Source organism: Mucilaginibacter sp. (assembly GCF_965277465.1).
GTDB lineage: Bacteria > Bacteroidota > Bacteroidia > Sphingobacteriales > Sphingobacteriaceae > Mucilaginibacter.
Window position 1 is genome coordinate 1,268,705 of record NZ_CBDICW010000001.1, and the last position, 23,262, is coordinate 1,291,966.

Sequence of the window (23,262 nt, forward strand, 5' to 3'; positions counted from 1 at the left end):
GCCTCCTTTATATGAAAAGGCAGGAGAACATCTACCGTAAAAATTTTTCGCTCATCATTTTCTTCCTGGTGCTTATTTCGGTAACCTTTATAATTGCGCTTATTGTATCCTACAGCCTTAATGCCAAATATGTTGAAAATGAATTTTCCTCTAAAAAGATCGACGTATTAGAACAAACCATAAAACCCTATAATGATCTTTTTCAAAATAAAATTCCCGAGATAACCTCCTACCAGGGCTTTTTGGATTCTACCTCCGCAGCTAAATATACCGATGCTGTTTTCCACGATTATAAGTTTGTTAAAAAGGTTGTTTTTTATGATATAGAAATAGGGAAGCAAAAGAACAATGCGGTAGTAAAGGATAACCTGGGCATCTCCATACGGTCAATGTACCAGTTTTGGCCCAAAGATGGCCATGTAACCGGCTTACGTATCTGGAATACTACCGATGAACCTGATTTTAACCAAATGGCGATAAAGCTGGGTAACTACATAGCACTGTCAGATACCACGCGCGGATCAACACAAGCCGAGATCTTCCGGTCTTTTTATGATGTTAAGCCTGATAAGATAAGTTACTCAAACATTTTGCGCAGGGAGGATGTAAAGATGTTCCGCGAGCTGGAGAAACATGGTAATTTATCATCTTTCTATAAACAAAATATGATGACGTTTTTTTTGGATCCTTATTTGTTAAAGGTGAAAAATTCGCATAAGGAGCTTTACCAGGATATTAGCATTCAGCCGGTAGTTTATGATCCGCCCGATAACCAAAATGGCAACCTGATAACCGAAGTGGCCCTGCCTGGTGCTTTTTCTGATTATAAACTTTACTTTAGCTCGGCCCCAAACTATCTGAATGCCGAAACTAACCGCAGGTTTATGCCTATTGGTGCGCTGGTATTGCTTATTTATTGTTTTTTAGTGCTTATTGGCTGGCTTATTTACCGTAACTTAAATGCAAACATTAAGCTGTTTAAGTTGCAGTACGATTTTATAAACAACTTTACCCATGAGTTTAAAACACCAGTGAGTGTTATAAAAATTGCAGGCTCAAACCTGAGCGGCGATGGCGAACTGAGCGAGCGGCAGCGCAAACAGTACGGCAAAATTTTAAATGAAGAGGCAGATAAATTAAACGAGCTGATGAATAAATTGCTTTCATTTACGCAGCTTGAAAACAAATCCATCAACATAAAAAAAGAGGAAATAAATGTTGAGGTATTTGTAAGTAGTTATATTGAAACTTTCAGGGTGAAATATCCTGATTTTAAGCTTAAATTTAAAGTTCTGGATATAATGTCTTTTTATACCGATCCGGTTTTATTAGGCAGTATATTTCAGAATTTAATGGAGAATGCCTACAAGTATTCGCATCCGCAGAAAAAAGAATTAAGTATAACGGTTAGTCACGGCAAAAAGAATATTATATTTTCGTTTGCTGACAAGGGGATAGGGATACAAAAGAATGAACTGCTTAATATATTTAAGAAATTTTACCGCGTAGAGAACCAGTACAACCAAAACGGAAGTGTAGGCTTAGGCTTGGCTTTTTGCAAAGAACTGGTTAATTTTATGGACGGAGAGATAATAGTTAACAGCAAAGTAAATGAAGGGTCGGAGTTTATTGTTACTTTACCCTATGAAAATTGAGATATGAACAGAGAAATAAAGATAGCGCTTGTTGAAGATGATGAAAACCTGCGTTTCCTGGTATCGGAGCGCCTGCAATCAGAAGGGTATAAAGTATTAGAGGCTGCAAATGGTGATACTGCCGAAAAAATTATCCTCCAGGAACTACCCGACATTGTGCTGCTGGATTGGATGCTTCCCGGTAAGCAGGGATCAGAAGTTTGTACCAACATCCGCGAAAAGGGTTTTGATAACCTGGTGATCATGATGACTGCTAAAGGGCAGGATGTAGACAAGATTGAGGCATATAACTTTGGCGTATCTGATTATATCATCAAACCATTTAATATGGATGTTTTAGTGGCGATGATTGATAATAAGATCAAGTTTTCGCTCAATAGCGAAAAATCAGAATCGTATAAGTTTGCTAACATGGAGCATTTGCCAAACACGCACCTGCTGATACGGGATGGCCGCAAAACTGAGCTTACAATATTGGAGAATCGTATTTTGCTTTATTTCCTGAAAAACAAGAACAAAGTAATTAACCGCGAAGAACTGATGATGGAAGTTTGGGGTTATAATGCCGATGTAAATACCCGTACCCTTGATATGCATATTGTAAGGCTGCGCAAAAAGATTGAAACCAATGCCGACTCGCCACAGTACCTGCAAACAGTAAGGGGAATTGGTTATAAGTTTGTTTACAACGGATAGTTATCACCGTGCGTCATTGCGAGGTATGAAGCATTCCCGACTGTACAGAGCAATTAAGCAAGGTTGATCTGCATAGTTCGTGATTGCTTCTTCGTTCCTCATCGCAATGACGATTGTTAAAAAAGTCTTTCTCCGCGCGTCATTGCGAGGTACAAGAAATCCCCGATTTTACAGGGCCGCTAAACATGGTTGATCTGCATGGGTAGAAACACAAAGTATTGTGCCTCTACCAAAAGACTATTCCCCCGCCTTATAAACCTTTGATATAATAAATTCATTGAAAAAGGTTTGTTGCCCAATTACGGTATAACCATTGTTTTTAAAGTGCGTTTCAATATCCGGCAGCCGGGAGGCCTCAATATTACAGAGAATCCTGAAAAACATAAACATCGTCTTTAATAATACATTTTGCCACCATTTACCGGTAAGCTGAAAATCGGCATTCAGCCATAAACCATTTGGCTTAATTAACAGGTTGATATGGTTAAATACCTTTTGCAGGGTTTGCTCAGTAAAATTATCAAACAAAAAGGGGGTTATTACCACATCAAAAACACGGCTCAATTCCGCGTTTTCAATTGGCAGGTTCATGTATGTGATTTTATTAGCGGCTACATTTCTTTTTTTTGAAAGGGCCATCATATTGGCAGCTACCTCAACATAGGTTATCTGTAAACCTGCGGGATGAAGCTTAGCGAGTTCGTCCAGTATCCAGCCGGTACCTCCGCCCACTACAAGGATATTGCTGTTTGCCGGGATATATTGCAGCAGCCATACTTGTGCATTTACCAATGCTTTGCCATAAACCATCCGCGATAGCCTGTCATAAAACCATGCAGAATTGTTGTAGTTAGCAGCCATTGGCGTTTGTTTTAGATAGATGGATTAGCAGGGTATTCCTTAACTAAATCCATACCGCAGCTTTGTTAAACAGCAGCAGCATAAAATATTGCAGTATCAGTATACCATCCATAAAAAAGAAGTAATAGTATTCATTCTTTTCCCATTTAGACCTGAAAATGAGCCAGCCCGTTAATACGGCGGTTAAGGTTAGCGCAAAGAAACTGGCATTAAAGCCCCCGTTCCGGAAAAGGAAGAGCAAAACAACATAGCCAATTAGTAATACCTGGCAAAACAGGTAAGCATTTTTTTCGCCCCATACTACGGGTACTGTTTTTAAGCCCGATTTGCGGTCTTCAAAAAGGTCGCGGATGTCAAAAGGTATGGCAAGTGCCGCAATCAGTAAAAATCGCTTAGCAATAAGGATAGTGGTGTCTCGCAGTGAAACATTAGTGAGGTGCAGGTGTTGTGCTTCCAGAACGGGTAACAGAACGGTGCTCATGGTCCACACTAAGGTGATCATAAAATGCTTTAATCCGGGGATATTGCGAAGGCCGAATTTTTGATCGCCTACTGTAAACAGCGGCAGGCTATAGCAAAAGGAGATGACACTTAAAAAAATAAGCAGTATCCTTGACTCCATCGACATCAGCACAAATAGCGGCACAAGCGACAGCAGCGATACAATGGTAAACGTAACCATTAACCGGTAGTGCGAGAAAAACCAGCGGATCCGTTTAAGCGGCGATTTATCGGGCTGTGCCGGTTTGGTAATTAAAATGCTGAAATTATAAATACCTAATGTTGAGGTAAATAATAAGGCAAGTACCGGGAAAACTGGCTTGGCGCCAATTAAGTAAAACGTTACCAATCCCTGCGCTATAGCACATAGCGACATGAAAATATTACTGAAGAGCAGAAAATCAAAAACGGCGTGTAAATTTTTTTTCATCTTCAATATAAGTGGCCAACCTTAGCCTAAAACCTAAGCTTTATTAAGCAATGGATTGGTGCCACACTTTAATTCAAATATCGTAATCTCCGGCAATATTCCAACCCTTCCCCTGAAGCCTAAAAAGCCGTAGCCCACGTTTACATATAATTGCTGCTGGCCATGGTGGTACAAGCCGGCCCATTCGTTATAAACATACTCAATAGGGCTCCATTGAAAATGTTCGGTTTGGATACCCATTTGCATGCCATGTGTATGGCCCGAAAACATGGCATCAATTTGCGGGTACTGCGGCAATATCTGCGCGCGCCAATGTGATGGATCGTGCGAGAGGAGTAACTTTACCGGCAGATCGTCCGTATTTTTTACGGCAAGGTCCATTCGGCCATGCTTTGGAAAACGGCTTAAATCGCCCCAGTTTTCAACCCCTAAAATGCCAATTTCTTCGCCATCAATTTTTAGTCTGCGGTTTTCATTCATCAGCAGGTCATACCCCATATTTTTATGTGCGGTAATTATTTCCTGCAAATTTTTACGTTTGGCGGCTTCATTTGGCCACCAGGCATAATCGCCATAATCATGGTTACCAAGGCATGAATATACTCCTAAAGGTGCTTTTACCTTGCTGAAAATGTCCTGGTACTGGCCTAACTCACTGCTTACGCTATTTACCAAATCGCCGGTAAAAAATATCAGGTCGGCCTTTTCGCGCATCAGCATTTCAACACCGCCCAGCACTGCTTTTGGGTTGTAAAAACTGCCCGAATGAATATCAGAGATCTGGCCGATCCTGATACCATCAAACGCTTTGGGTAAATTAGTTAAGTATAGTTTTTGGTGCTTTACATGATAATCATAAAGCCCGCTTTTCATGTTCAGTTTTAAAGCAGCCAGCGGCACCGCACCGGCTAATAACCCGGCTTTCATCAAAAACTCGGAACGGGGAATGGTATCCATTTTTGGGGCTTCAGTTTTTTCGGCAGGCAGGGGCTTTTTAAAGCGGTTGCTGGTGTAAATAATTAATCGGCGGATGTCGTCAATCAAAATAACCGGCACATACGATGCCTTGAACAATAGCACCACAAAAAACATAGTAATAAATGCCAGGCGGATCATGTGATCAATCTGAATGTAGATTGAAATAACTAAAATCATCATCAAAAAGGCAGATAAGAGCCAGTAAACCAGTGGAAACTTTTTGCTGTTAACAAAACGCCATTTTTTTGAAGCTCCGCGAAGCCCGTTTAAAACATAGGTGTCAATCAGTAAAAGTACTGCTGCCAGGATAATTATCTGGAGGGTTTGTCCCTTCATTTTGTAAGCTGATGATTTATGTGAGCTGCCCCTTATTTGAACGCAAAGTTTGTGAAAAAAAACTTGCGGTTGGAAACTAAAAAAAAGAAATCTTTTACAGGATGCAGTGCGGACAATGCATCCTGTAAAAGATTGCTCTCTTGGGTGGGAATAACCTTTTAATTAATAACGGTCATCATCTATATCCAGGTCGTCCTCATCGGGCTGCAGGTTAAACAGACTGTTAAACATATCTGAAAACGCAAAGCCATTATCAAGGAAACCTTTATTTAATTGAGAAAATTCAGACAGGCCGTGCAAAACAAATTCCATCAGCAAAAGGTCCTGGTTTTCGCTTAAACGCGGGTGGAATTTTTTAACCAGTGCTTTTAACCCGGTTACCGAATTAAGCATCTTTTTATATTCCTGCTGCGGCAGCTGGTCTATCACTGATAAGCTATTGCCATCGCTAAACCAGGCAATGATCTCGGCATACGGATTTGGTGCCTTTGATTTTTTAGATTTCTCAGGATCAGGGAAAAATTGCAGCATCAGTGTTTTGATAGCTTTGCCGATAAGAATGTTGGCTACTTTACCCGGGCCCTCTAATTCGCCCTCATAAACTAACTCTATTTTACCGGTAATAGCCGGGATAACACCTAAAAAATCAGAGATGCGTACAAACGTGCTTTTTTCATGGTTGATGAGCATGCGCCTTTCGGCATTGCTGATCAGGTTTTCATAAGCCGATATGGTTAAACGGGCTGATACACCTGATTTTTTATCAATATATTCAGAATTACGGGCCTCAAAAGCTATTTGTTCAACCAAATCTTTTACTAATCCATCAGCTTCAACTGTAGCACGTTGCTCTGCCGACAGCGAGGCTTCCTGCTGGGTGATCTTACGGGAGATCTCAACAGAACGTGGGTAGTGAGTAAGAATCTGGCTTTCAATACGATCTTTAAGCGGCGTTACAATAGAACCACGGTTGGTATAATCTTCAGGGTTTGCCGTAAACACAAATTGCAGATCGAGCGGCAGGCGCAGTTTAAAACCACGGATCTGGATATCTCTTTCCTGTAAAATATTAAACAGTGATACCTGGATCCTTGCCTGCAGATCGGGCAGTTCATTAATTACAAATATACCCCTATGCGCACGCGGTATCAATCCGAAGTGGATAACACGCTCGTCCGAATAGGTTAACTTCATAGTAGCGGCCTTAATAGGGTCAACATCGCCAATTAAATCGGCAACGGTAACATCCGGGGTAGCTAACTTTTCGGTATAACGTTCTGAGCGGTGTACCCAGGCTATTGGCGTAGCATCGCCCTTAGCTAAAATTTCATTATGGCCAAACCACGAGATTGGCGCCAAAGGATCATCATATAATTCTGATCCTTCAATATATGGTACATACTCATCAAGCAGGTTAACCAGCAAGCGGGCAATACGTGTTTTTGCCTGCCCCCTTAAGCCTAAAAGTAATATATTATGACGTGATAATATAGCGGTCTGCAGATCGGGGATAACCGTATCCTCAAAACCAACAATACCTTCAAAACCGCCTTCGCCTTTTTGCAATTGCGTTATCAGGTTTTCTCTTAACTCATCCTTTACCGATCGGCTTTTGTAATCAGTTTTCTTTAACTGGCCAAGGGTTTTTATATCTAATTTATTCATTCGTTTTTCTGATAGTTTTAAAAGCCGGTAAACGGCTGCATTAGTAATTGCTCACCTCAATGAGGTTTTGATCAGGATCTCTGAAATATACCAAACGTATTTTACCGGTAGCACCCGTTTCTTCAAATATCCTTAACAGTTAAAACCAGGTAATCTATGCTGTCAATGGTCATTAGTCATTTTGTGTCATTGGGCATCTGCCTGCAACAAACTTACCTTACTGTTTTACGGCGGTTGCGGATATAATCCTCAAAAATATATTCGCCTAAACCGTTCAATGAACTGTAAAATGCCTTGCCACCGTTTGTTTCTGTAAACTTACGTACAAATTGTTGCAGGTAAGGGTCTTTAGCTATCATAAAAGTTGTGATAGGTATTTTGAGCCTTTTACATTGTGCAGCCATATTCAGGGTTTTGTTCACTACCTTTCTATCAAGCCCTATGCTATTTTTATAATATTTATTCCCTTCTTTTAAGCACGTAGGCTTACCGTCAGTTATCATAAATATTTGCTTGTTGTGCGTTTTACGGCGGCGCAGCAAATCTGCTGCTAACTCAAGCCCGGCATAGGTATTGGTATGATAAGGGCCAACCTGTAAATAAGCCAAATCTTTTAAAGTAATGGGCCATGCATCGTTTCCAAAAACCACAATGTCTAAGGTATCTTTAGGATATTTGGTGCGTATCAGTTCGGCCAATGCCATTGCAACCTTTTTTGCGGGGGTAATTCTGTCCTCGCCGTAAAGAATCATGGAGTGCGATATATCAATCATCAGCACGGTTGAAGTAAGGGTTTTAAAGTCCATTTCTTCAACTTCCAGATCGCGCTCGGTCATCATAAAATCACCGATGCCATGGTTTACCTGTGCGTTGTGGATTGACTGCGTCATGTTGATCTGGTCCAGGCTGTCGCCAAACTCAAACTCCCTGCGCTCCGCATTTTTTTCATCACCCTGCCCTGATTGTGGCGCACGGTGATTACCTTTCCCCGATTTTTTTAGCTTCCCGAAGATCTCTTCGAGTGCCGATTGGCGAATGCTTTGTTCTGTTTTTGCGGTGATTTTAATCTCACTGCTTTGTTCGTCTTCACTCAAGTAGCCCTTTTGTTTCAGATCGTCGATAAAATTACCCATGCCATATTCGTCATTGGTAATATTATATTGTTTATCAAGCTCGTTCATCCAGGCCAAAGCTTCGCCTGCATCGCCTGATGTATAGTTAAGCAATTCCAAAAATAATTTCAGTAATTCCTCAAATCCGCCTTTTGGGACTTGATTGGGCTTAAACTTCGAAAATTCAAATCCACGCATACGTTACCCTTTCTGACATAAAATAACGGATTATTTCTCTTAAAAGTTTTAATTAGATGAATTGTTATGATAGAATGACAAAGTGCAGGAAAATATGCTGGTTGTTAATTTATTATAAGCTAATAACGGGGATATGCATTAATCTTTTTGCATGCAGAATGGGCATTAATAGCGCAAAAATGATTTGAACTGTAAGGGCTACCCAATCATTAAAAGGTGAACCTAAAAGTGCAATTGCAAATAAATAATCAATCTATTAAAACATTGCTTTTAAACTATCGTCATAAACTGGGTTTGCACCACGGTGGCCGGCTACAAATGCGCCAACATAACAAGCTTTTTCAATCAGTTGCTGCATGGGCTCTTTTTTTAACAGGCCCGAAACAAAAGCCGCTAAAAATGAATCGCCGGCACCTACCGTATCAACTACAGATACATGACAGCCGGGGTGTTCATAAAATTCATAATCGTGCCAGGCAATGGCACCCTTATCGCCGCGGGTAACGCAAATGGTTTGCGCATGATACTTTTTCTGAAACTCAATAATATTCTCCTTTATATTATGGGTGTTACCACCAATTAAAAGGGCTGCTTCGTCCTCATTCATCTTGATCACATCTGCACCTGCCACCAGGGTTTCAATGGTTGAGAGTGTGTAATGGGGGGCACGCAAATTCACGTCAAAAACTTTTAACGCGGTGGTTTCATTCAATAAATTCAGCAGGGTATCACGGGTGGTACTTTCCCGGCAAGCCAAACTGCCATATATAATGGCAGATGCTTTCTCAGCAGCTTTCGTGAGTAATTTGTCGGGTTGAATGTTATCCCATGATACAGGCTCGGGGATAATATAAGTTGCTGCCCCCTGCTTATCTAATTGAACAGTAACTTCGCAGGTGGGTAATTTATCATCCATCTGGATCAATTCGCTGAATAAGCCGTTGCCTTTTAAAAAGCTAACCAATCCCTCGCCCGAAGTATCCTTACCAATACGGCTGGCAAACTGTACCTCCATATTTTGCTGTACTAGGTGCCTGGCAACGTTCATTGGTGCGCCGCCGGCAACTTTTTCGTCGCCAAAGGTATCCCATAAAATTTCACCGAAGCAAAGTATGTTTTTCATGATGGTAAATATAGTTGCTGGCTTTGAGAATTATTGGAATGATTATGAATTATTGATAAATTAGGAAGCCCGAAAATTTATTATTTAATATGCTGCTATGAAAAAAATCGTCCTTTTATGCCTTTTGTTTATTACAACAAGTTTTTGCCTGCATGCGCAGGATAAGGAAGCTATTTTAAAAGTACTGGAAACACAGCGCCTTGCCTGGAACAACGGCGATATTGAAGGCTTTATGAAAGGCTATTGGAGATCAGACTCGCTGTTATTTGTTAGCAGTAAGGCACCAACCCATGGCTGGAACGCCACTATTGCCCATTACAGAAAAACCTATCCCGACAAAGCCGCAATGGGTAAACTTACCTTTACCGTTTTAAAGGTTGATTTGCTTGATGCCGATAATGCCTTTATGTTAGGCGGCTGGCACCTTGACCGTGAAAAGGATGCACCGGGCGGATACTTTACCCTTTGGTTCAGAAAAATTAACGGCGAGTGGAAAATAGTGGTTGATCATACTTCGTAATAAAAAATCATCGTGGATAACTTACCATCAATGCACAATAAAGAGTTGGCTATGAACGGAGAAGAAGAAAATATTATCCAATAAAAAAGCCCCATCGGGGCTAAATACTGGTAGAACAAAATATTGTTCTTTACCCTGCGTGCCGTAGGTACGTAACCAACTAATAAGGTTTACCGGAAGCTAATTCTCTGTTGGCCCATTTAACCGCCAACTCCTCGCGGAATTTTGCATAGTTAGCCTTAAACGCCATTTTTAAAACACTGTCCAACCCACCTTTTACAGCCAGGTTGTATACGCTCGCTGCTTTACGGGTAATAGAGGCATCCCATGCGCGCAGGCTTAGGGAATAGCCACCTTCCAGGTATTTCATCCAGTGCCAGTAGCCGGTAGGCATAAACAAAGTGTCGCCATGCTCTAAAAATGCTTCGGTGCCCTCAACGCCTTCTAATGCCGGGAATTTTTTGGTGTCCGGGTTCAATACATCATAATCCTCCAGCGCGTATGTTGCATTGGGGATACAGTATAAACGGCGTTTCCATTTGTTTTCAAAAAGGATAACGTGTTTTTTACCGCCAAAATGTGTGTGAAATATGTGCGGAAGATCAATATCGTAATGTAAAAAAGTTACCGAGTTTGATCCGCCAAAAAACATAGATGGCATGCTTTCAATAAAACCGCCCATTAATTCTTTAGGAAAGGCAATATCTTCTAATAAATGCGGGGCTTGTTTAAAAATATTGAAGAAGAAAATCCTCAGCTCAGTTGGTTCAGACATGATTAGGTCGATATACTCATCAAACGGCATTTCGGCTGCTGATGAATTGATCGGCTTTGATGGATCGGCTTTTGAATTATCATAAAGCGGTACTATTTTGCTACCAACGGCTTGCTTCAGATATTCAGGGGTCCACTTTTCGCGGGCGGCCCAGTTATTGGTAAGCCCCTTTATAACCACCGGCCGGCGAGGCTTTAAATAGTTTGCTGTAAAATCTGCCTGGCTAATATTGTCAACAGTGTCTATCGGGTTAAGGATAAAGCTCATATTTTATTTGCTTCCTGTATCAACATAAACTAATAAACATAGTCTATTCACCAGGAACTAACAAAATAACGAAATAAAACCACTAAGTATATTAACAGATTGTTAAAAATTACAAAACTACACGGGTTCGTGCTCTTGCAAGGCCTTATTTGCACGCTTAACTGCCAGCTCTTCCTTCCAATCCATATACTTGGTTTTAAAATTCTTTTTCATCAGGTCGTCAAACTTGCGCTGTACAAGCAGATTGTATAAGCTTTTGGCTTTAATGGCCCATGATTTGTCCCAGGCCCGTAGCGAAATGGAGAACGACCCATCCAGGTACTTCATCCAGTGCCAATAACCGGTAGGCATAAAAAGGGTGTCGCCGTGTTCTAAAAATGCTTCCTGCCCTTCAACCCCATCCAATGCCGGGAATTGTTTAAAATCAGGGTTCTCAATATCATAATCTTCCAAAGCATAGGTAGCAAAGGGGATACAATACAACCGCTCGCTCCATTTCTGGTCAAACAGGATTACGTGCTTGCGGCCATTAAAATGAGTATGAAAAATATGGGCAAGGTCAATGTCATAGTGCAAAAATGTAACCGATCCGGCACCGCCGAAAAACATATTGGGATACTTATCCAAAAAACCGCCCATCAGGTCGGTTGGCGAACGGTAATCATCCAGCAGTTTGGGTGCATGCTTTATCGGGTCGAATAAAAAGATGCGGAGGTCTGTCGGTTCTTTTTGTATCAGGTCAATATAATCACCAAATTTCATTTCTGCAGCCGCTGCATTGATGGGTTTTGATGGATCAGCCTTTGAGCTATCGTACAGGGGGACTAACTGGTCGCCAACAGCTTCTTTTAAATAATCGAAGGTCCATTTTTGCAGGGCCGGCCAGCTTTCGGTGGCTTTACGGATAATGAGCGGCTTGCGTGGGATTAAATAATTGTTAATGAAATCAGCTTTGCTGATATGATCAACTTTATCTATAGGAGAGATAATTAAGCCCATGTTCACAATTATTTAACAACCAAAAATAATTAAAACCTAAAAACCAATAAATACTAAAATTTGTTTTTGATATTTTGCTGACAAAAAGAGGCCCGGCTGTTTTACACAACCGGGCCTCTTTCTTTTGTTTTTTCTGTAGAAGAAAAAAAGCTTAGTTAGGCATTAATACTGTATTTACTACATGTATAACACCATTGCTTTGCATTACGTCGGCAATGGTAATCCATGATTTACCGCCTTTTTCATCAACAAGGTATAGTTTTTTTCCTTCGGCCATTACGGTTAAGGTTCCACCCTCAACTGTTTTTAATTCAGCTTTACCCATACCTGCTTTAACCTGCATCCATAAATCTTTTGATGTTAAACGGCCTGCAACAACGTGGTAAGTTAAAATTTTGGTCAATGTTGCTTTATTCTCAGGTTTTACCAGGTTATCAACTGTTCCGGCAGGCAGCTTGTTAAAAGCTTCGTCTGTTGGTGCAAATACGGTGAAAGGGCCAGTGCCTTCTAAAGTTTCAACCAAACCGGCAGCTTTAACAGCAGCAACCAAAGTTTTATGGTCGTTTGAGTTTACAGCATTTTCAATAATGTTTTTGGTTGGATACATTGCTGCACCGCCTACCATTTTTGTTTGTGCGTTTGCTTTTGGCGCAACTGCAATAGCTACTAATGCAAACGCCGCGATAATTAATTTTTTCATAAATAGATGTAAGTTGTTATTTAAATCAAGTTACGGGGATAAGCCTTGATTGGTTTTATAATGCAGCTATAATCATACTCCCGCAGGTTTTAGGCGGTGGTTGATGAGGGGTATTTATTGGGGATAAGGATTAAATAAAAACTTATCGCAGACTTACCCACCCCAGCCACTTCACAGGCTAAAGCACCCCCTCTAGGAAGGGGAACTGGAAAAATAAAAGCCAGGTCTGTGGGATTCCCTTTTGAGAGGGGCGGAGGGGTGTGTTTTTACTTTTGACAAACTTAAAATGGACGAGCCCACCCCAGCCACTTCGCAATCCTTACGCGCCCCCTCCGAGGAGGGGAACTGAATTAAAAATTAAAAAAATAATTCGGAAGCGATGTGGTCTGCGTATAACTTACCCATAGGGCTTAAGGTAATCACCCGGTCCTTTTGTTCTATCCAGCCGTTTTCAAAAAAGCGCTGTGCTGGGCTATTTAATTGGTTTGATGCGCCCGCCGCAATGGTGTTGAGCTTATCCAGATCAAGCCCCCAAATGGTTCTCAGGGAGGTCATGATGTATTCGTTCAGGCGGTCGGCTTCGGTTAAAACTTCGGTTTCTGCCGAGAGTTCATTTTTCTCCAACACCTGTATGTATTTGGCATTATTGGCTACATTCCATTGCCTGCTTTCGCCGTTAAAAGAGTGTGCCGATGGGCCGATGCCTAAATATTTTACACCTTTCCAGTAATTGGAGTTATGCCTGGAGTAATGCCCTGGCTTGCAAAAGTTCGAGATCTCATAATGCTCAAAGCTATGTGTTTGCATGGCATCCATCAGCAAAATAAACTGCTCGGCGCTTTGCTGGTCGTTCATAGCAGGTTGTTTTTTCTTGTGGATGAATGAAGCAAGTGCCGTTTGGGGTTCAACCGTCATGGAGTAGGACGAAACATGCGGAATATCAAGTGCAAAAACCTTGTCGAGATTATATTTCCATTTTTGATCACTCAGCAGCGGGTACCCATAGATGAGGTCGACCGTTATGTTTTCAAAACCAATATCTTGTGCCCTTTTTACAGCTGCTTCGGCTTCGTTACCACGGTGTACACGGTTCATCCATTCTAAATCCTCATCAAAAAACGATTGTATGCCTATACTGAACCGGTTAATATCTGTTTGGCGCAGGGCCTGTAGTTTTGCCTTATCCAAATCGTCGGGATTAGCCTCAATAGTAATTTCGGCATTGGCTGCAACCGTATGCAGATTGCTTATGGTACCAATAAGCAGGTTAAGTTCGTTAGCGCTTAGTATAGATGGTGTGCCCCCGCCAAAATAAATGGTTTCGATGGTTTCGTTTGCGAGGTAGGTTTTTTGCAGGTTGATCTCTTTAACCAATGCCTGTAGCAGTTCATCTTTATATTTTAGTGATGTGCTGAAATGAAAATCGCAGTAATGACACGCCTGCTTGCAAAAAGGAATATGGATATAAATGCCGGCCATGCAGCAAAGGTAAGGTATTTGCCGCTGCCCGTACTGTTTCACGAATAAATGACACAAAATGAATCACCTTAAATAGCTGAAACAGACCCTTGTTGTAAATCAACCACTTAAACCCTTTGCTTGACACAAGCTGAAACAAAAAGAAACAAAAATTCCGAGTTTTGCTCGTTTTTGCTGTATCACACGAAACAACAAATCGGCTGATTAGGACTGACTGAAATTACATTATGAACACGAGGTAATCAATCTATAAGAACTAATGTATCTAAAATAATGCTTTTATGTTTGATGATGCTGTCGCTTAAATCGCGAAGCCTACAATTTCTGGCTGGTCAAGGCGCTTACCCAGATGTGGCTAAGACCATTGACACAAAGTTGACAGATGACCCTAATGGATTTATAGAAATGGCTGAAAAAGCAATGGTCAAACAGCAGACGATTATTGCTGCGGAACCGGTAGCAGCTCAGACAGAAAAAGATCAAAAGGAAGCCAAGCTTAAGCTTGAAAAGGTAAAGGCAAATAAATGATGCGTTTGCGATAGACGTAATAGGCCGCTGCGGCAGGTTGCTGCATTGCACCACACGTGAGGTTCGCAGCCAGCCTCGCTACCGCAAACAGGCAGGTATTCGTACCTCATACACGCCTGCCTTACAGCGCACATAAAACCCACAACACCGCAGTCACAAAGTTAGCGACACAGGAAAAAAGTCAAGGGTATAATAAACCGCGGCCATCACCGCGGCCCATGACAATTTTCCTGTTTTGGGCTTCGGTTGTTTAAGCGGTAATGTGGCAGGTGTGCGCAGATGAAAAACCATATTATTTATGCGATCTGACTGCCTACAAATTGTGAATGTACGATAGCATCAGCCCCACCGAAAATTGCGACGCTTTGGTATATCCCGGATTGCCGCTTAAATAATTAGCTTCACTCGGATTATCAAAATTTACGGTTTGCAAGTACTTATTGGTAGTTCCATAGGAAAGCAGCAGGCCCGTACGAAGGTTAAATTTGCGCTTTTTAAAGTTGGCGCCTATCTGACAATGATAAATATTGTAGTTGGCGGTGTTTGATCTGTATCCGTCATCATTAATGTTGTAAAGAGATGGGCTTATACTATTAAAGTCGGTGTGTAATGATAGGTATCCCATCAAATCGGGCTTTAACAAATAGCTTGCGCCTATGCCGAAGTTAGTTACTGCTTTGCGTGCATCTTTAAATTTTAAGAATTCAGGCGTGAGAAGATCGTCGCCGATATCCACTCCCTTTATAAAGCTTTGATTTTTAGGTGTTAAAATATCGTACTCGCCCACTTTAGCAAAATATTCAGTAACGATATAAAGCTGTCCTCCTTTATAATCAAAAGCATAACCCAATGCAACGCTTACGGGCATTTTGTAATTAACCTTAAGGTTGCGCTGCCTTGAATTAGTTAGTAAATTGACAGTATCTGCCTCGTGAGGCATTATTAAATTACTGATCTCATTGTCACTTAATAAGTTTCCGCTGCCTGCGATATGTAATAATGGCGATGATAACGTTAAACCGAGGTGATGTTTTTCATTATCATAGGCAATTCCTCCTTTAAACCTGATTCCTACATGATAATAACCGGCAGTATATGATTCCTGTACATTTGAAAACTGGGGAAGCAGGGCACTATTGGTATTATACAAAGCCCTTGAACTTACATCATAATCATAGTCCTGTTTACGGATTTGTCCTTCGGCCGAGATACCTATAGCGAAATGATCAGATGCTTTAAAGCCGCCGCTTATAATTCCGGCCGTTTCATTAATGGTATTTACATTTTTATACTGACCCAAAAAATACTCATTGCCGGGGCTGTAAGAGTCATCAAGCACATTGATAGTAGCATCACGCTGTTGGTTAGCCCGGAAACTCATTACCGGGTTGTTGGTTAACGCATACCCAATTGTAAAAGGATGTTTGCCTTTTAGTGACAACGTTGCCGATATCATTTGAGGAATAATACTGGCCGATGTTGATTTAAGATCAAGCCCGCTGCCCGCCCCGTTTTTAATATTAATACTGCCGTATTGATAAATAGATGCATTGATTGATGCCGTGTTTTTTGTGTTGTAGGCCAGTAATGCCGGGTTCAGGAACATAACCCCGCTGTCGCGGTTAAAGGCTATTACAGCGCCAGGGGTCAAAAAACCTGCCGGATTATAACTTGACGACCAGTAGTTTGCATCTTGGGCCCTAACGGCTTGTGCAAATAAGAAAACGCACAAAAAGGTGGCAAGGGTTTTTGTCATTGGTTCGTTTTTACATAAAAATATTATAAATTCACTTAAAATAAACAATCAACACATGTTTTTTTCATTTTAAGTAAAAACCTTATTTTGTTTTAACTTAAACAACTGCTTTATGAAATTTTTCAGGTCCGCCTTTTTACCCGCCTGTGTGTTTATACTCGTAAATGTAGGTACATTAAGAGCCCAGAATTTAAGTCTTACTCCACCATTAAACTTTTTGCCTGCTGCGAGAACGGACAAGGCCATTGACATCACTAATTTTAAAGGCAGGTATTTTGTTACCTGGAAAGAAGCCGGGGGCGCTGGTGTTATCCACGTTTGCTATCTTGGCAAACAATACGATACTCAATTTTCACAGCATGATGTTATCGTTGGTACCGAAACGAGTGCTTTTTCTCCCGTGCTCAGGATAACCGATAAACACATCTATGTCTTTTGGATAAGTACCGATGGTGCTTTGAAGTACATTATCAACAACAGCGATACCACTTTTAATACCCAGGCTGTTAATACGGTGAGTTTTGACGGTGCGCCGAAATTAAAGTTGGGGATCACAGCTACGCTGATCAGCGGCAAGGTCATGATTGCCTCACATGCCGATAATAAAAATAACATGGTGATTGCTTTGCTCGATGCCGGCGATGATGGGATATTTAAACCTGCTGTTTTAGAAACTATCGCGAATAAGAGAAGCGGCGATTATCCTTTTATAGTTACACTTTCTAATAATCGGGCTCGTATCTGCTATACTAATGATGATGGGATGTTTTATGCTGATTACAATCCCAGGGATAAAACCTGGACGAAAAGAACGGCGGTAGAAAAATCAAAAACGAAGGTTGCCCCTGCAGTTTATCATGCATTTAATACTACCCGTTTATTTTATATGTGGAAAGGGTACAAAAAAGATAACCTTATTTATTATGCTTCAGAAGTTGAACAAAATCAGCCTGTAAATGGCTATAAGCTTCCTGACTATTTTAAAACACTATATCCCGTTTCGATATGTAACGTTGATGCCAAAAAGTTTATCATGGCTTTTGTTGGCGAGGATCAAAAACTATACCTCAGCTATTTTGCAAATTATGACCCGGCAAGTTGGATGGAAGATACTTTGTTTCCGGCAAAGGGCAATTTAACGTTAAAGGATATTGTTATTCCCGGCGCGCATGATGCCGGTATGTCGGCGTTAAATGGTACAGGTGGCATCCATGGCAATTCTATCAATCCATGTAATACACTCACCCAAAAACTCAATATCGGGAAGCAATTAAATGCCGGAATCAGGATGTTTGATTTAAGGGTAGGGGCGTTTAAAAATTCCATTTACACTAAACATAGCTCGTCAGATTGTATGGAAGATGCCATGGGAGGCGGGTATGGTGAACAGTTTAAAGATGTTCTCGATTCAGTTAAAACATTTCTTGATCGCCATAAAAAAGAATTTTTAATTATAACCTTGAGCCACTTTTGCCCGAAAGAAGTTTCGGCAGATCATGTGGCCGATACCATTTTCAGCGTGCTTGGAAAAGACAGGATCTTTAACAACCAGTTAAATAGCATAGATCATATCAAACTGAATGATCTGGCCGGTAAGGTAATCATCACTTTTGAACAGTATGCTAACAGCCAAAAGTTAATTGACTCAAACTCCATGGCCGATAAGTCTAAAACCTTTTTAAACTTCCGTCGCGCTTATGCAGCTACTAATCAAATAGACAAGCTATTGGCAAGGGAAGAATCGTTTTTTAGATCAATGAAAGATGGTATTAATAAAAATGACCTGGTAAGGCTTGACTGGCAATTAACCCAAAGCAGTGAGGAGGCTGCACTGATCTGTAATGCTTTTGAGGACGAAAATGTAAACCCTGTTGTAAATGGATTAATGCTGCTTACAAACGGTGTAAAAAAAAATCAAAGTATAATTAACCTGGCCCAATTTGGCAACAGATATCTGCCACCTAAGGTCAATGCCTGGATAAATAACGGTACCATCAATAAAAACAATAAGCCAAATGTGTTATACGTTGATGTTGCAAGTGCATGGATAACCGATTATTGTATTGAATTGAACGGTTCAACTTTATATAATTAATAGGTCTTTAAAAATGATAATTGCCATTTACAGCTGTTCAATTATTACAAATTAATATGTTAATTTCTTGTAGCGGACTTTTTTTCAGCAAATATTCAAGTTGACTGTTATATGAGCCGTCTGTATTTGCCCAAAAGTTTTTACGTGTTTGACTGAAAATGTTTAAATTAGTGTCCATATAAATCATCAAGCTAACAGATACAACATAATGTTGATCGGTGTACGTGCTATTGGAATTATAACCGGAAACACTTTTATCTCCACTATTTTTTACCGTTGCAGAACCGTATCCACTCGCAGAACTGATTTGTGACTCTCTGTTTTTAGTAACTGTACCTGCAATTCTTCACCATTACTTTTGTAACGACCTTTGGCTTAGCTATTGTTTGGCCCTATGCAATGAATTGGTAGCAATTATTATTCCCAGTAGCAGGTAAATAAAGTTTTTTCATGGCTTTGATGTTATAAATAAATATACTATTTTGATATAATTTAGTAAAAAGCTGCTATATTTTAACATTAATTTGATTTTGCGTATAAAAATATATCTTTATAATTAACCACCACTTTTTGAAAGAGCTATCCTATTTGAAGCATTTATGACTAAGCGTAGATTTTTATTGGTAATAATCCCTGTCTTTTTCTTTGTATTCAACTCACTGTACGGTGAGAATAAACTCCAGAAATCCATATTTTACAAACCGGCACTTGCCTTTATAAAAAAATGAAATAGTTTTTGAAAGAAGAAGCCACTAATAGCAATTATAATTTTTAAAGCAAACGGTCGCGGCCCAATATAAGCGAACTTATGTACCTTAAAAATCATTTACCTGGATGAGAAATTATTTATATCTGTTCTTGTTACTATTCAGCAATTCGGTTTATGCGCAAAAGCCGTATGGCCCACAACGAGATACCCCCTCAACCACATCGGCCCAAAAGCTCGATTTTGTACATATGATGCAAAAGCGCGGTCATGATGAAACAGTCCGAAGTATTAAAAAATACAATGACGGGAAAATTGATTTCCACCAGCGGCGTGCCATGGAGTTATTGAAGGGAATAAATCGGCAAGCTAAAATTGTCCTGAAAGAAGGCATCGATACCGCCGGGATCAAGGTCCTGCTTGATCAAACAACCAAATCAATTGCTGTGGTGAGTGATGGCGTTTTCATCAACAAAGGGACATCACAAACACAAAGAAACTTATCTGTGTCAGCCGCGATACTCGTTGAATTTTCAAAAAAATTAGAAGACAGAAAGATATTACTGGATAATTATACTAATAAAGTAGCAGGCTTTAGATTTAAGATAGATTCTTTGTACAGCGATTCGGTGTTATATGTATTTCCAAATGATTCAGTGGCGGTAAAGAATTACATTGCCAAAATAATTGTGGTAGTTAAAGAAACCGCCCCCATTGATACTGCTATAAATAAAGCCCTGCTAAGTTTACAGGCGCTACAGTTAAAGGTGGATTTATTAGTATATCAGCTGCGATCACTAAAGGAGGATGTGGATATATATAGCAATAACCTATCCGCAAGGGCATTTGAAAATGAATTTCCATTTTTATGGGAGCCTTCAGGGTATAGCCGACCTATAAAAGATGTAATAGAGTTTTCATGGATAAAAGGTAGTTTGGTCTTATACTATTATTTTATAGACCATATCGACGAAATTTTTGTATTGCTGGTATTGATTACCGCTGCGTTCTATTTCATTCGGGCATTGAAGCGGCAGCTGGCAAATGAGGATAAACTTAACACCGCTTTTTCCGGGCAATTGCTGATACGTTATCCCTGGTTATCAGCCACGCTTTTAACGCTATGTGTTTTTCAGTTTATATTGACAGATCCTCCTTTTATCATCAGTTTTATTATTTGGCTTATAGCTGCTGTATGCCTGACTTTTATATTTCACAGATATATCGTTGGCTACTGGTTCAGGTTTTGGATTGCAATGGGTGTGTTTTTTATAGCGGCCGGCTTGGGTAATATGTTACTGCAAATTACCAGGATAGAAAGATTGTTTACTTTATGGCTTTCGATAACCGGTATTGTCTACATTGTTTACAAATTATGGAGACCCTTACGACGAAAAGAGTTGAAAGAACGAAGTATATTATATTTTATACTGTTTGTTTTTTTATGCCAGTTGACGGCTGTAGCATTAAATTGTTTTGGGCGTTTTAACCTTGCAAAAACCTTTTTTGTAAGTGGCTACTCCGGTGTGGTTATCGCCATCATGTTTTTATGGGTGGTAAGATTAATTAACGAGGGATTAACTTTGGCGCTTGGGATTTATAAAAAGCCAAACCGCGAGCTGTTTTTTGTAAACTTTAACCGTGTTGGGAGCGAAGCCCCGACATTTTTTTACGTGATGCTGGTTTTAGGCTGGTTTTTTCTGGTAGGCAAAAATTTTTATGGATTTAAGCAGATTTATGAAGCTTTTGTGGCATCGCTAACGCAACAGCGCTCTATAGGGAGTTATAATTTTTCGATCATGGGGCTGGTCGTGTTCTTAACTATCATGATATTATCACTCGTGTTGTCAAAACTGGTGTCTTTTTTTACTTCCGATGCCGTAACAAGTCATGAAAAGGATAAACACAAAAAAAAGGTCAATTTGGCAAGTTACATGTTGCTTATCCGCATCTTCATTATTTGTGCCGGACTTTTCTTTGCTTTTGCAGCCGCCGGCATAGCATTAGATAGAATAACCGTTATTTTCGGTGCGTTAAGTGTGGGCATTGGTTTAGGCTTACAGGGTTTGGCAAATAACCTGGTAAGCGGTCTTATCATTTCCTTTGAGCGCCCTGTGAATGTAGGTGACCTGATAGAGGTCAATGACAAGATGGTTACGATGAAATCCATCGGCTTCAGGAGTAGTATAGTTACCAGTGCAGATGGATCACACATTGTAATACCTAATGGAGAACTGCTCAACCAGCACCTGGTTAACTGGACCATGGGCGCACACCTTAAGCGTAACACTTTTATAGTTGGGGTGGCTTATGGCAGTGATTTAAAACAGGTTAAATCCATTATTATGAAAATACTGAATGATGACAAAAGGATTTTGCGTGATCCCGAATTTTCCGTTGTAATAAAGGATTTTAATGTGAGCAGTATTGATATTGAAGTGATTTTTTGGCCAAACCATATTTCGATGTTAAAATCAATTAAAAGCGATATTATTGAACAAATTGATGAAATATTCAGGGCGAATGGAATTGTGATCCCAGTACCGCAACAAGATGTATTTATTAAGGCATTGCCGGATAATGACAAAAAGAATGATGCAAAGCCAGGTGCAGGAGTTGACAAAGATTAAAGCTTCCATCCAAGTTTTAGGTTGATAATGTAATCTGATTTGCTGCTCGTTATCGGGGGCTTGCTATCTGTATTGAGCATAAAGCCAAGCCCTGTTCTGAAATGTGCAGAAAAGTTTACCGTCAAATCTGTTTTAACAGCCGAGCGAAAACGGCCCGATTCTGTTAAACTGGGGAAAGCCAATACTTCCGAAACGATATTGATGTCCTTTAGTAAGGAATACTCAAAATGTAAATCGCCAAAAGCTTCGCCGCTCTTGAAACTTTGAGTCGATCCCGAAAATAATTCGTCGTTATAGGTGCCGCCTAACGAAAAAGAGAGGTAACCATTAGTCTGTCGGAAAAAGTAATTACCTGCACCTAAAAAAATAGGTATAACGGTGATCTAAATTTTGTTCGGTACTTGTAAATACAGTTCCCTTACCCAATAGAAACCAGTTAGCTGGTAAAATATAAATGATACTCAAACCAGCACTACCCTTACTGTTGTGGATGGTATCGGTAACAGAGGCGTATGAGAAATAATCAAAACTCAAATCCCAACGCCTGGCTTCGTAGGCTGCACCAAAACTCAGGCTTAGCGTAAAAGCCTTACTGGCCTTTATCTCAGTAAAGCCGAAGTCGGCATTCATTTTAAGCCTGTCAGTTAACTTTTTATTGGCGTAATAATTTATACTGGCAATTTCAAGCCGGGAAATATGAATGGTGTCTTTTTCGCTTATAATGGTTACGCTTTTTTTGGTCGTAGTATCCATTTTTATCTCGCCAATATACAGGTTACCACGTGTATCTAATATTTTAAAGCGGCTGTCGCTTACCAGGTATTCGATTTTGCTCCATTTTAACGGCAAGCCATTCGAGTAAGGCGTGTTCAGCGTTAGTATGTCATGATCTAATGAAATAATTCGCCCCACCATTCGATCACCATTTTTCATGATCATAGTATCATGTTGGGCGAAGGCCTTATGTTGAATGGCAAGTTGCAAGGAGAGGCATATAATTAAACAAAGCTTATAAATACCATGACTTTTCATACCTGATTTCACAAATTGCTAAATTATACAAACTTATCTCACCGCAAAGGATGTTTAGAAGCGTATTGTGATGGCCTTTAAAAAATATAGTTGGATTATCACAAGGAGGGTTAATTTGAAAAAAAAACTTATGAAATCCTATTTTCGCAATCATTTTTGAAAATAACTTAACAATAATTCGAAAAGTGATGAATCCGAAGAAAGCATTAGTAATTTATAC

The 23,262-nt window shown here is 40.2% G+C and carries 19 protein-coding genes; 6 read left to right on the forward strand and 13 right to left on the reverse strand.

What is annotated here, in order from left to right; genetic code table 11:
* Window positions 1–11 precede the first annotated feature (11 nt).
* Both ACQY4U_RS05860 and ACQY4U_RS05865 read left to right on the forward strand, forming a co-directional pair.
* Window positions 12–1,655, forward strand: coding sequence for a sensor histidine kinase (locus tag ACQY4U_RS05860; RefSeq protein WP_428328459.1), 1,644 nt, complete (start codon window positions 12–14; stop codon window positions 1,653–1,655).
* A gap of 3 nt (window positions 1,656–1,658) precedes the next feature.
* Window positions 1,659–2,351 (forward strand): response regulator transcription factor, encoded by a 693-nt coding sequence (locus tag ACQY4U_RS05865; protein ID WP_428328460.1) that lies wholly within the window; start codon window positions 1,659–1,661, stop codon window positions 2,349–2,351.
* Window positions 2,352–2,588: 237 nt separating this feature from the next.
* Here the strand turns inward: ACQY4U_RS05865 and ACQY4U_RS05870 are convergent, their stop codons facing one another.
* The 6 genes from ACQY4U_RS05870 to ACQY4U_RS05895 all read right to left on the reverse strand — a co-directional run bounded on the left by ACQY4U_RS05870 (window position 2,589) and on the right by ACQY4U_RS05895 (window position 9,555).
* Complete coding sequence (locus tag ACQY4U_RS05870) at window positions 2,589–3,212, reverse strand: class I SAM-dependent methyltransferase (protein ID WP_428328461.1); 624 nt, start codon at window positions 3,210–3,212, stop codon at window positions 2,589–2,591.
* Between the two features lie 43 nt (window positions 3,213–3,255).
* On the reverse strand, window positions 3,256–4,143 hold the full coding sequence (locus ACQY4U_RS05875) for a UbiA family prenyltransferase (protein ID WP_428328462.1): 888 nt from the start codon (window positions 4,141–4,143) through the stop codon (window positions 3,256–3,258).
* A gap of 33 nt (window positions 4,144–4,176) precedes the next feature.
* Window positions 4,177–5,457, reverse strand: a complete 1,281-nt coding sequence (locus ACQY4U_RS05880; RefSeq protein WP_428328463.1) for a metallophosphoesterase — start codon at window positions 5,455–5,457, stop codon at window positions 4,177–4,179.
* Between the two features lie 162 nt (window positions 5,458–5,619).
* Window positions 5,620–7,122 (reverse strand): sigma 54-interacting transcriptional regulator, encoded by a 1,503-nt coding sequence (locus tag ACQY4U_RS05885; RefSeq protein ID WP_428328464.1) that lies wholly within the window; start codon window positions 7,120–7,122, stop codon window positions 5,620–5,622.
* Between the two features lie 212 nt (window positions 7,123–7,334).
* Window positions 7,335–8,432 (reverse strand): vWA domain-containing protein, encoded by a 1,098-nt coding sequence (locus ACQY4U_RS05890; protein ID WP_428328465.1) that lies wholly within the window; start codon window positions 8,430–8,432, stop codon window positions 7,335–7,337.
* 256 nt (window positions 8,433–8,688) lie between these two features.
* A complete protein-coding gene (locus ACQY4U_RS05895) occupies window positions 8,689–9,555 on the reverse strand; it encodes a carbohydrate kinase family protein (protein WP_428328466.1) in 867 nt (288 codons plus the stop codon).
* A 97-nt stretch (window positions 9,556–9,652) separates the two neighbouring features.
* Between ACQY4U_RS05895 and ACQY4U_RS05900 the strand changes: the two genes are divergently transcribed.
* Window positions 9,653–10,075 carry a YybH family protein gene (locus tag ACQY4U_RS05900; protein WP_428328467.1) on the forward strand — a complete coding sequence of 141 codons (423 nt, stop codon included), beginning with the start codon at window positions 9,653–9,655 and terminating at the stop codon, window positions 10,073–10,075.
* Between the two features lie 160 nt (window positions 10,076–10,235).
* Here the strand turns inward: ACQY4U_RS05900 and ACQY4U_RS05905 are convergent, their stop codons facing one another.
* From ACQY4U_RS05905 to hemW, 4 genes are all read right to left on the reverse strand, one after another.
* On the reverse strand, window positions 10,236–11,117 hold the full coding sequence (locus ACQY4U_RS05905) for a cupin-like domain-containing protein (RefSeq protein ID WP_428328468.1): 882 nt from the start codon (window positions 11,115–11,117) through the stop codon (window positions 10,236–10,238).
* 117 nt (window positions 11,118–11,234) lie between these two features.
* Window positions 11,235–12,116, reverse strand: coding sequence for a cupin-like domain-containing protein (locus ACQY4U_RS05910; RefSeq protein WP_428328469.1), 882 nt, complete (start codon window positions 12,114–12,116; stop codon window positions 11,235–11,237).
* 151 nt (window positions 12,117–12,267) lie between these two features.
* Complete coding sequence (locus ACQY4U_RS05915; RefSeq protein ID WP_428328470.1) at window positions 12,268–12,816, reverse strand: fasciclin domain-containing protein; 549 nt, start codon at window positions 12,814–12,816, stop codon at window positions 12,268–12,270.
* 357 nt (window positions 12,817–13,173) lie between these two features.
* Window positions 13,174–14,295 carry a radical SAM family heme chaperone HemW gene (gene hemW, locus ACQY4U_RS05920; RefSeq protein ID WP_428328471.1) on the reverse strand — a complete coding sequence of 374 codons (1,122 nt, stop codon included), beginning with the start codon at window positions 14,293–14,295 and terminating at the stop codon, window positions 13,174–13,176.
* A 351-nt stretch (window positions 14,296–14,646) separates the two neighbouring features.
* Between hemW and ACQY4U_RS05925 the strand changes: the two genes are divergently transcribed.
* Window positions 14,647–14,823, forward strand: a complete 177-nt coding sequence (locus ACQY4U_RS05925) for a hypothetical protein (protein ID WP_428328472.1) — start codon at window positions 14,647–14,649, stop codon at window positions 14,821–14,823.
* Window positions 14,824–15,136: 313 nt separating this feature from the next.
* Here the strand turns inward: ACQY4U_RS05925 and ACQY4U_RS05930 are convergent, their stop codons facing one another.
* Window positions 15,137–16,579 (reverse strand): hypothetical protein, encoded by a 1,443-nt coding sequence (locus ACQY4U_RS05930; protein WP_428328473.1) that lies wholly within the window; start codon window positions 16,577–16,579, stop codon window positions 15,137–15,139.
* A 112-nt stretch (window positions 16,580–16,691) separates the two neighbouring features.
* Between ACQY4U_RS05930 and ACQY4U_RS05935 the strand changes: the two genes are divergently transcribed.
* Both ACQY4U_RS05935 and ACQY4U_RS05940 read left to right on the forward strand, forming a co-directional pair.
* Window positions 16,692–18,674 (forward strand): phosphatidylinositol-specific phospholipase C domain-containing protein, encoded by a 1,983-nt coding sequence (locus tag ACQY4U_RS05935; protein ID WP_428328474.1) that lies wholly within the window; start codon window positions 16,692–16,694, stop codon window positions 18,672–18,674.
* Window positions 18,675–19,508: 834 nt separating this feature from the next.
* Window positions 19,509–22,010 (forward strand): mechanosensitive ion channel family protein, encoded by a 2,502-nt coding sequence (locus tag ACQY4U_RS05940; protein ID WP_428328475.1) that lies wholly within the window; start codon window positions 19,509–19,511, stop codon window positions 22,008–22,010.
* Here ACQY4U_RS05940 and ACQY4U_RS05945 read toward each other — a convergent pair.
* Both ACQY4U_RS05945 and ACQY4U_RS05950 read right to left on the reverse strand, forming a co-directional pair.
* Window positions 22,007–22,393 carry a DUF481 domain-containing protein gene (locus ACQY4U_RS05945; protein ID WP_428329726.1) on the reverse strand — a complete coding sequence of 129 codons (387 nt, stop codon included), beginning with the start codon at window positions 22,391–22,393 and terminating at the stop codon, window positions 22,007–22,009. The two genes, ACQY4U_RS05940 and ACQY4U_RS05945, sit on opposite strands and share 4 nt — an antisense overlap.
* Window positions 22,359–22,949: a hypothetical protein gene (locus ACQY4U_RS05950; protein ID WP_428328476.1), complete on the reverse strand. Its 591-nt coding sequence runs from the start codon at window positions 22,947–22,949 to the stop codon at window positions 22,359–22,361. The genes ACQY4U_RS05945 and ACQY4U_RS05950 overlap by 35 nt, the downstream gene beginning before the upstream one ends.
* Window positions 22,950–23,262 lie beyond the last annotated feature (313 nt).

What these genes read in the sequence shown, in the direction of transcription:
- ACQY4U_RS05860 (WP_428328459.1), top strand. Translation starts at nt 12, where the DNA reads ATGAAAAGGCAGGAGAACATCTACCGTAAAAATTTTTCGCTCATCATT.
- ACQY4U_RS05865 (WP_428328460.1), top strand. Translation starts at nt 1,659, where the DNA reads ATGAACAGAGAAATAAAGATAGCGCTTGTTGAAGATGATGAAAACCTG.
- ACQY4U_RS05870 (WP_428328461.1), bottom strand. Translation starts at nt 3,212, where the DNA reads ATGGCTGCTAACTACAACAATTCTGCATGGTTTTATGACAGGCTATCG.
- ACQY4U_RS05875 (WP_428328462.1), bottom strand. Translation starts at nt 4,143, where the DNA reads ATGAAAAAAAATTTACACGCCGTTTTTGATTTTCTGCTCTTCAGTAAT.
- ACQY4U_RS05880 (WP_428328463.1), bottom strand. Translation starts at nt 5,457, where the DNA reads ATGAAGGGACAAACCCTCCAGATAATTATCCTGGCAGCAGTACTTTTA.
- ACQY4U_RS05885 (WP_428328464.1), bottom strand. Translation starts at nt 7,122, where the DNA reads ATGAATAAATTAGATATAAAAACCCTTGGCCAGTTAAAGAAAACTGAT.
- ACQY4U_RS05890 (WP_428328465.1), bottom strand. Translation starts at nt 8,432, where the DNA reads ATGCGTGGATTTGAATTTTCGAAGTTTAAGCCCAATCAAGTCCCAAAA.
- ACQY4U_RS05895 (WP_428328466.1), bottom strand. Translation starts at nt 9,555, where the DNA reads ATGAAAAACATACTTTGCTTCGGTGAAATTTTATGGGATACCTTTGGC.
- ACQY4U_RS05900 (WP_428328467.1), top strand. Translation starts at nt 9,653, where the DNA reads ATGAAAAAAATCGTCCTTTTATGCCTTTTGTTTATTACAACAAGTTTT.
- ACQY4U_RS05905 (WP_428328468.1), bottom strand. Translation starts at nt 11,117, where the DNA reads ATGAGCTTTATCCTTAACCCGATAGACACTGTTGACAATATTAGCCAG.
- ACQY4U_RS05910 (WP_428328469.1), bottom strand. Translation starts at nt 12,116, where the DNA reads ATGGGCTTAATTATCTCTCCTATAGATAAAGTTGATCATATCAGCAAA.
- ACQY4U_RS05915 (WP_428328470.1), bottom strand. Translation starts at nt 12,816, where the DNA reads ATGAAAAAATTAATTATCGCGGCGTTTGCATTAGTAGCTATTGCAGTT.
- hemW (WP_428328471.1), bottom strand. Translation starts at nt 14,295, where the DNA reads ATGGCCGGCATTTATATCCATATTCCTTTTTGCAAGCAGGCGTGTCAT.
- ACQY4U_RS05930 (WP_428328473.1), bottom strand. Translation starts at nt 16,579, where the DNA reads ATGACAAAAACCCTTGCCACCTTTTTGTGCGTTTTCTTATTTGCACAA.
- ACQY4U_RS05935 (WP_428328474.1), top strand. Translation starts at nt 16,692, where the DNA reads ATGAAATTTTTCAGGTCCGCCTTTTTACCCGCCTGTGTGTTTATACTC.
- ACQY4U_RS05940 (WP_428328475.1), top strand. Translation starts at nt 19,509, where the DNA reads ATGAGAAATTATTTATATCTGTTCTTGTTACTATTCAGCAATTCGGTT.
- ACQY4U_RS05950 (WP_428328476.1), bottom strand. Translation starts at nt 22,949, where the DNA reads ATGATCATGAAAAATGGTGATCGAATGGTGGGGCGAATTATTTCATTA.